Origin of the sequence: Brevundimonas sp. UBA7534, assembly GCF_002479325.1 — a bacterium.
GTDB lineage: Bacteria > Pseudomonadota > Alphaproteobacteria > Caulobacterales > Caulobacteraceae > Brevundimonas.
Genome location: NZ_DLMO01000095.1, coordinates 1 through 5,691, shown reverse-complemented (window position 1 = coordinate 5,691; position 5,691 = coordinate 1). Strand labels below are relative to the sequence as shown.

General features: G+C 69.8%; 6 protein-coding genes and 1 pseudogene. 5 read left to right on the top strand and 2 right to left on the bottom strand.

Features of this window, described 5'->3' with window-relative positions; genetic code table 11:
* The coding region (locus B2U11_RS07140) for a malate dehydrogenase (RefSeq protein WP_292070836.1) at nt 1–572 on the bottom strand (572 nt) is incomplete at its 3' end.
* A gap of 133 nt (nt 573–705) precedes the next feature.
* Between B2U11_RS07140 and B2U11_RS07135 the strand changes: the two genes are divergently transcribed.
* The 4 genes from B2U11_RS07135 to B2U11_RS07120 all read left to right on the top strand — a co-directional run bounded on the left by B2U11_RS07135 (nt 706) and on the right by B2U11_RS07120 (nt 3,770).
* Nucleotides 706–1,623 carry an SIMPL domain-containing protein gene (locus B2U11_RS07135; RefSeq protein WP_292070835.1) on the top strand — a complete coding sequence of 306 codons (918 nt, stop codon included), beginning with the start codon at nt 706–708 and terminating at the stop codon, nt 1,621–1,623.
* Nucleotides 1,620–2,054 carry an HIT domain-containing protein gene (locus B2U11_RS07130; protein ID WP_292070834.1) on the top strand — a complete coding sequence of 145 codons (435 nt, stop codon included), beginning with the start codon at nt 1,620–1,622 and terminating at the stop codon, nt 2,052–2,054. Before B2U11_RS07135 ends, B2U11_RS07130 begins: the two co-directional genes overlap by 4 nt.
* 18 nt (nt 2,055–2,072) lie before the next feature.
* Complete coding sequence (locus B2U11_RS07125; protein WP_292070833.1) at nt 2,073–2,729, top strand: hypothetical protein; 657 nt, start codon at nt 2,073–2,075, stop codon at nt 2,727–2,729.
* A 78-nt stretch (nt 2,730–2,807) separates the two neighbouring features.
* Nucleotides 2,808–3,770: a cation diffusion facilitator family transporter gene (locus B2U11_RS07120; protein ID WP_292070832.1), complete on the top strand. Its 963-nt coding sequence runs from the start codon at nt 2,808–2,810 to the stop codon at nt 3,768–3,770.
* 4 nt (nt 3,771–3,774) lie between these two features.
* Here B2U11_RS07120 and B2U11_RS07115 read toward each other — a convergent pair whose 3' ends face one another.
* On the bottom strand, nt 3,775–4,632 hold the full coding sequence (locus B2U11_RS07115) for a glutamate racemase (RefSeq protein ID WP_292070831.1): 858 nt from the start codon (nt 4,630–4,632) through the stop codon (nt 3,775–3,777).
* Nucleotides 4,633–4,774: 142 nt separating this feature from the next.
* Between B2U11_RS07115 and B2U11_RS07110 the strand changes: the two are divergent.
* Nucleotides 4,775–5,691: pseudogene (locus B2U11_RS07110) on the top strand (M3 family peptidase); the annotation flags it as partial.

The window sequence follows — 5,691 nt, the reverse complement described above, 5'->3', positions numbered from 1 at the left end:
CCGCCGACGGTCGAGTGGCGCACCATCGGCACCATGTCGTCGCCGTGACCGCCCAGGGTCCAGGCGTGGACGTCTTGAACCGACACGCCGGTCTTTTCAGCCAGGAAGTAGGCGAAACGGGCGCTGTCCAGCACGCCGGCCATGCCGACGACCTTCTCCTTGGGCAGGCCCGAGAACTTCTGCAGGGCCCAGACCATGGCGTCGAGCGGGTTGGTGATGCAGATGACGAAGGCGTTGGGGGCGTGGGCCTTGATGCCCTCGCCGACGGCCTTCATGACCTTCAGGTTGATGCCGATCAGATCGTCGCGGCTCATGCCCGGCTTGCGCGGCACGCCGGCGGTGACGATGCAGACGTCGGCGCCCGCGATGTCGGCGTAGTCGTTGGCGCCCTTCAGGGCCACGTCCTGGCCGAAGACGGCCGAGGCCTCGGCGATATCCAGAGCCTTGCCCTGGGGGGTCCCCTCGGCGATGTCGAACAGGATCACGTCGCCCAGCGCTTCGCGCGCGGCCACGTGGGCCAGGGTGCCGCCGATCATGCCGGCGCCGATGAGGGCGATCTTCGCGCGAGCCATGGAAGTCTCCGGTTGTTGCGTGTGCGAAAGGGATTTGGCGTCGGCGGTCTAGACCCCTGGCGCGGTCCCCGCAAGAACCTCGCTTTACGGCCTTGGTCGGCCCTGCGAAGGTCGCGTCAACGGAGGAACTCTCATGCGACGCACACCCCTTCTGGCTCTTGCCTCCCTGCTGGCCCTGACGCCGACGCTCACCGTCGCGCCCGCCCTGGCCCAGACGCCGCCGGCGACGATCGGCGACCGCTATGTGCCGGCGCCCTGGTGGATGCGCGATCCCGTCATCGCCTCGACCGGCGAGGTGCGGGTGGAGATCCAGGCCAACCGCGCCTCGGTCGGCGCCAGTTTCCAATCTGTGGAACGCAGCGTGTCCGATGCCTCGCGCGCCGCCGCCGACCAGGTCCGCGCCCTCAGCCAGGCGCTGGCGGGCTACGGTTCCGACAAGGTGCGCGTCGAAACCTCGGTCACCACCCGACCGCTCTACGACCAGTACCGCGACGAGAACGGCGTGATGCGCGACAACACCCGCGCCGACCGCATCGCGCGCTATCAAGCCGATGCGACGGTCAGCGTGACCATCCGCGACGTGTCCCTGGTCGAGCGGGTGTACGCCACCATCGTCGCCTCGCGCCCGACCTCCATCAGCCGGGTCGGCTTCGGCCTGGAGCCGGAGAACAGTTGGAAGAGCAACCTGGCGGCCGAGGCCATCAAGGACGCCCGTCGCCGCGCCGAGGCGGCCGCGACCAACGCCGGGGCGCGCCTGGGGCGGGTACGGGTGATCGATCCCACCGGCCGGGTCTGCCAGACCGACGTGCTGGCCGGCTGGCCATCCTATGCGGCGGGTGGCGGCCAAGCCACGACGCTGGACGAGATCACGGTCACCGGCGCGCGGGTGGAGCGCGCGGCCTTCGCGCCGCCGCCGCCGCCGCCGCCGCCGCCTCCAGCGCCAGGCGGGGCGGCGCCCAGCGAGGTCCAGATCGAGGCCGCGCGCCTGGCCCTGCAGCCGCCGCTCCAGACCCTGACCGACAGCGCCTGCGTCATCTACGGGCTGGAATGAGTTTCTCCGCAGATCCCGCCTTCGAGGCCGGTTCCGTCTTCGCCGCCGACTGGCCGCTGTGCCAGGTGCGGCTGCAGGACGACGCGCGGTTTCCCTGGCTGATCCTGATACCCCGCGTCGCCGACGCCGTGGAGGTGTCGGACCTGTCGCCGGCCGACCGCTGTGTGCTGATGGAGGAAATGGTGCGCGCCGGCGCGCTCGTGCGTCGCCTGGGCGACGCCGCCGGTCGGCCGGTCGACAAGCTGAACATCGCCGCCTTGGGCAATGTGACCGCACAGCTTCATCTGCATGTGGTCGGCCGCCGCCGCGACGACGGCCTGTGGCCTGATCCCGTCTGGGGGCGCCCCGGCGCGCGCCGAAATTCAGACGAGACGCTTCGCGCCGCTCTTTCGGTGATCGCGGACGATGACGGCTCGACCGTTATAAAATAACAAGCTATAGGCCCGCACATGGCCTCCCCCGCCGAACATTCCGTGCTTCTCTCGTTGTTGGGCGGCGGCTTCGTCGCCGCGTTCCTGCACGCGGCCCTGCCGACCCACTGGCTGCCCTTCGTCCTGGTCGGACGAGCCCAGCGCTGGAGCGCGCCGCGCACCCTCCTGACCGTCGTCGTCGCCGGCCTGGCCCACATCGTCACCACGGCGGTTCTGGGCGGGCTGATCGTGGCCGCCGGTCTGGCGCTGGACCAGTGGATCAAGGGCGTCCTGCCCCATCTGTCGGCGGTGCTTCTGTTCCTGTTCGGCGCCTTCTATCTGACCCGCGCCACGCTGAAGCGGCCGGTCCCCGCCAGCGGCCCGGCGCTGACCGAGGCGGAACCCGCCGTGTCGGATCGGGCGGCTTTCGTCGGTCTGGTGGCGATGATGGCGATCTCGCCGGGCGAGGTGCTGCTGCCCATCTATCTATCGGCCTCATCCGAAGGCGTGGCGGCCCTGGCGTTGCTCAGCCTGGTCTTCGCGGCGGGCACGGTGTTGGGGATGGCGGTCTTCACCAGCCTGGCCCGCGCGGGCGCCTCGATCCTGCGGCTGGAGCGATGGGCCCGCTACGAAGGCGCCGTGCTGGGACTGGCGCTGATCGCCCTGGGGTTGATGGTCGCCCTTCATCAGCACTGATGAGGATTATATGATAACATTCAGCCTGTTATCATATAGCCGCTTGGCGCGTCGCACGGGCGGGCGTAGGCAGATATCATGAACGCGCACGCCCACGGCTCCGATCACAGACACGATCACGCGCACCCTCACGATCATTCGCATCATCACCACGGCCACGGCCATGCGCACGGCCCGGTCGACACCGGCGACTGGCGCTACGGCGTCGGCCTGGTCGTCAATCTGGCCTTCGTCGCTTGCGAGTTCGCCGCCGGCCTGATGGTGGATTCCACGGCCTTGCTGGCCGACGCCGGGCACAATCTTTCCGACGTCCTGGGCCTGGCCATGGCCGGCGGGGCGGCCTGGCTGGCGCGGCGAGGCGCACACGGCGCCGCCGGAGGCCGGCGCACCTACGGCTATGGCAAGGCGACGGTGCTGGCGGCGCTGGGCAACGCCCTGCTGCTGATCTTCGCCTGCGGAGCGATCGCCTTCGAGGCGGTGCGCCGGTTCGCCGAACCCGCGCCGGTCGGGTCGACCACCATCATGATGGTGGCCGGCATCGGCTTCTTCATCAACCTGGGCACGGCGCTTCTGTTCATGAAGTCGCAGCATGACCTGAACGCGCGCGGCGCCTATCTACACATGATGGCCGACGCCGGCGTGTCGCTGGGCGTCGTCGTGGCCGGCGGCGTCATCATGGCCACGGGCTGGTCGCTGATCGACCCGCTGGTGAGCCTGGTCATCGTCGCGGTGATCATGATCTCGACCTGGGGGCTGCTGAAGGACTCGGTCAACCTGGCCATGGACGGCGCGCCCTCGGCGGTGGACGTCCCCGCGCTGGAAAAGGCCTTGTCGGAGCTGTCCGGCGTCAGCGCGGTCCACGATCTGCACGTCTGGGGCCTGTCGACCACCGAGGCCGCCCTGACGGCGCACCTGGTGCATCAGCGACCGGACGGCGACGCGCTGCTGATGGAGGCGCAGGCCGTGGCGCGCCGCTTCTCGGTGGGGCACACCACCCTGCAGCTGGAGACCAGCCCCCTGCCCGACTGCCCCGGCTGTTGACCGCTCAGGCCGGCTGGAACGTCAGGGGCGCGCCCCAGAACTGGGCCACCAGTCCGGACTGAGCGCCGGGCGCCCCGGTCGTCAGGAAATCGCGACGCCCGCCCTCGCCCAGCGCATAGTCGGGATGGCGCGCGAAATAGCGCTCCAGCGCATCGGCCACGGCCGTGGGCTGATGGATCAGGGTCGTCTCCGGCGGCAGGGCCGCGGCGAACAGGGGGGCGACGATCTCATAGTGGGTGCAGCCCAGTATGGCCTTGTCCGGGTGGCGGCCGATGCGCCGACGTAAGGCGTCCACATGATCCTGGACTACCGTCTTCAGCTCCTCGGCCGGAGCGCCCAGTTCGATCAGGCCGGCCAAGCCAGGACAGGGCTCCGAGAAGACCGCCAGGTCCTCGCGCCGCTTGTCGATCTCGATCTCATAGACCCGGCTCATGGCGGTGGCGGCGGTGCTGAACACGCCGGTGATGTCGATGGCGGCGACCTTCTCGCCTTCCTGAGGACGCTCGGCCTCGAACGACCAGGGCAGCCCGGTGGCCGCCTCGATGGTCGGCACGATGATCCCCAGGACGTTGACCGGCCGACCCAGCCGCTCCCGCACCGACGGCAGCCAGGTCTGCTGAAGGCGACGCAGGGCGATGGCGCTGGCGGTGTTGCAGGCCAGAACCACGACCGAGGCCCCGGCCTGAAACAGCCGCTCGCAGCCCGCGCGGGTCAGGTCAACGATCTCCTCGCCGCCACGGCCGCCGTAGGGGGCGTTGGCCTGGTCGGCCAGATAGATGAAATCGCGCGTTGGAAAGCGCCGCGTCAGTTCGCGATGGACGGTCAGCCCGCCCACGCCGGAGTCGAATACGCCAATGGCCATGACGCGGCTTTAGACCGCCCGGCCGGGCGTCTCAATGCCCGCGCCGCCGGAAACCGCGACGATTAATTACAGGCCTGTCATGTGACGCGCCCGCCCGAGCGGTCTAGGGTCCGCGCAACATGATCCCAGCAAGGAACATTCGATGCATAGACGAAACCTTCTCCTCGGCGGCGCGGGCCTGATGATGGTCGCGGGCTGCGCCAGCGCGGGCATGGGCGGGGTCTCGGCCCCCAGCGCCCTGGGCCTGGCCGAGGAAGCCGCCGCCGCGCGCGCCGTCCTTCCCAAGCAAAGCCCCCGCGCCGAACTGCTGCAGGAATGGACCGGCCCCTACGGCGGCGTTCCGCCCTGGGACAAGGTCACCCCCGCCAAGCTGCGCGAAGCCATTTTGGAAGGCATCGAGCTGCAACGCGCCGAAATCGCCGCCATCGCCGACAACCCGGACGCGCCGACCTTCGCCAACACCTCCGTGGCGATGATGATGGCGGGCGAACCGCTGGACCGCGCCCTGACGCTGTTCGGCGTCATGACTTCCAACATCGGCGGCGACGAATGGGACGCGCTGGAGACCGAAGTCTCGCCGGTCCTGTCCGCCGCCGGCGACGAGATCACCTTCAACGACAAGCTGTTCCAGCGTATCCGCGCCGTCGCCGACGGCGCCGCCTCGGCCGGGCTGAACGCCCAGCAAACGCGCGTCGCCACCCGCGCGCGCGACGCCTATGTGCGCAACGGCGCGGCGCTGGACGCCGCCGGCAAGGCCGAGCTGGGCCGGATCAACACCGCCCTGACCAACGCTTTCACCCGCTTCGGCCAGAAGGTCGTGGCTGACGAGAACAGCTGGACGCTGATCCCAAACGAGGCGGGCGTCGCGGGCCTGCCCGCGTCGAACAAGACCGCCGCCGCCGCCGCCGCGCGTCAGCGCAACCTTCAGGGCTGGGCGATCCTGAACACCCGCTCCAGCGTCGACCCCTTCCTGACCTTCGGCGACGACCGGGGCCTGCGCGAGACGGTCTGGCGCAAGTTCGTCAATCGCGGCGACAACGGCGACGCCAACGACACCAA

Excerpts from the sequence above, each read along its gene's own strand:
- B2U11_RS07135 (WP_292070835.1), top strand. The coding sequence starts at position 706 with ATGCGACGCACACCCCTTCTGGCTCTTGCCTCCCTGCTGGCCCTGACG.
- B2U11_RS07130 (WP_292070834.1), top strand. The coding sequence starts at position 1,620 with ATGAGTTTCTCCGCAGATCCCGCCTTCGAGGCCGGTTCCGTCTTCGCC.
- B2U11_RS07125 (WP_292070833.1), top strand. The coding sequence starts at position 2,073 with ATGGCCTCCCCCGCCGAACATTCCGTGCTTCTCTCGTTGTTGGGCGGC.
- B2U11_RS07120 (WP_292070832.1), top strand. The coding sequence starts at position 2,808 with ATGAACGCGCACGCCCACGGCTCCGATCACAGACACGATCACGCGCAC.
- B2U11_RS07115 (WP_292070831.1), bottom strand. The coding sequence starts at position 4,632 with ATGGCCATTGGCGTATTCGACTCCGGCGTGGGCGGGCTGACCGTCCAT.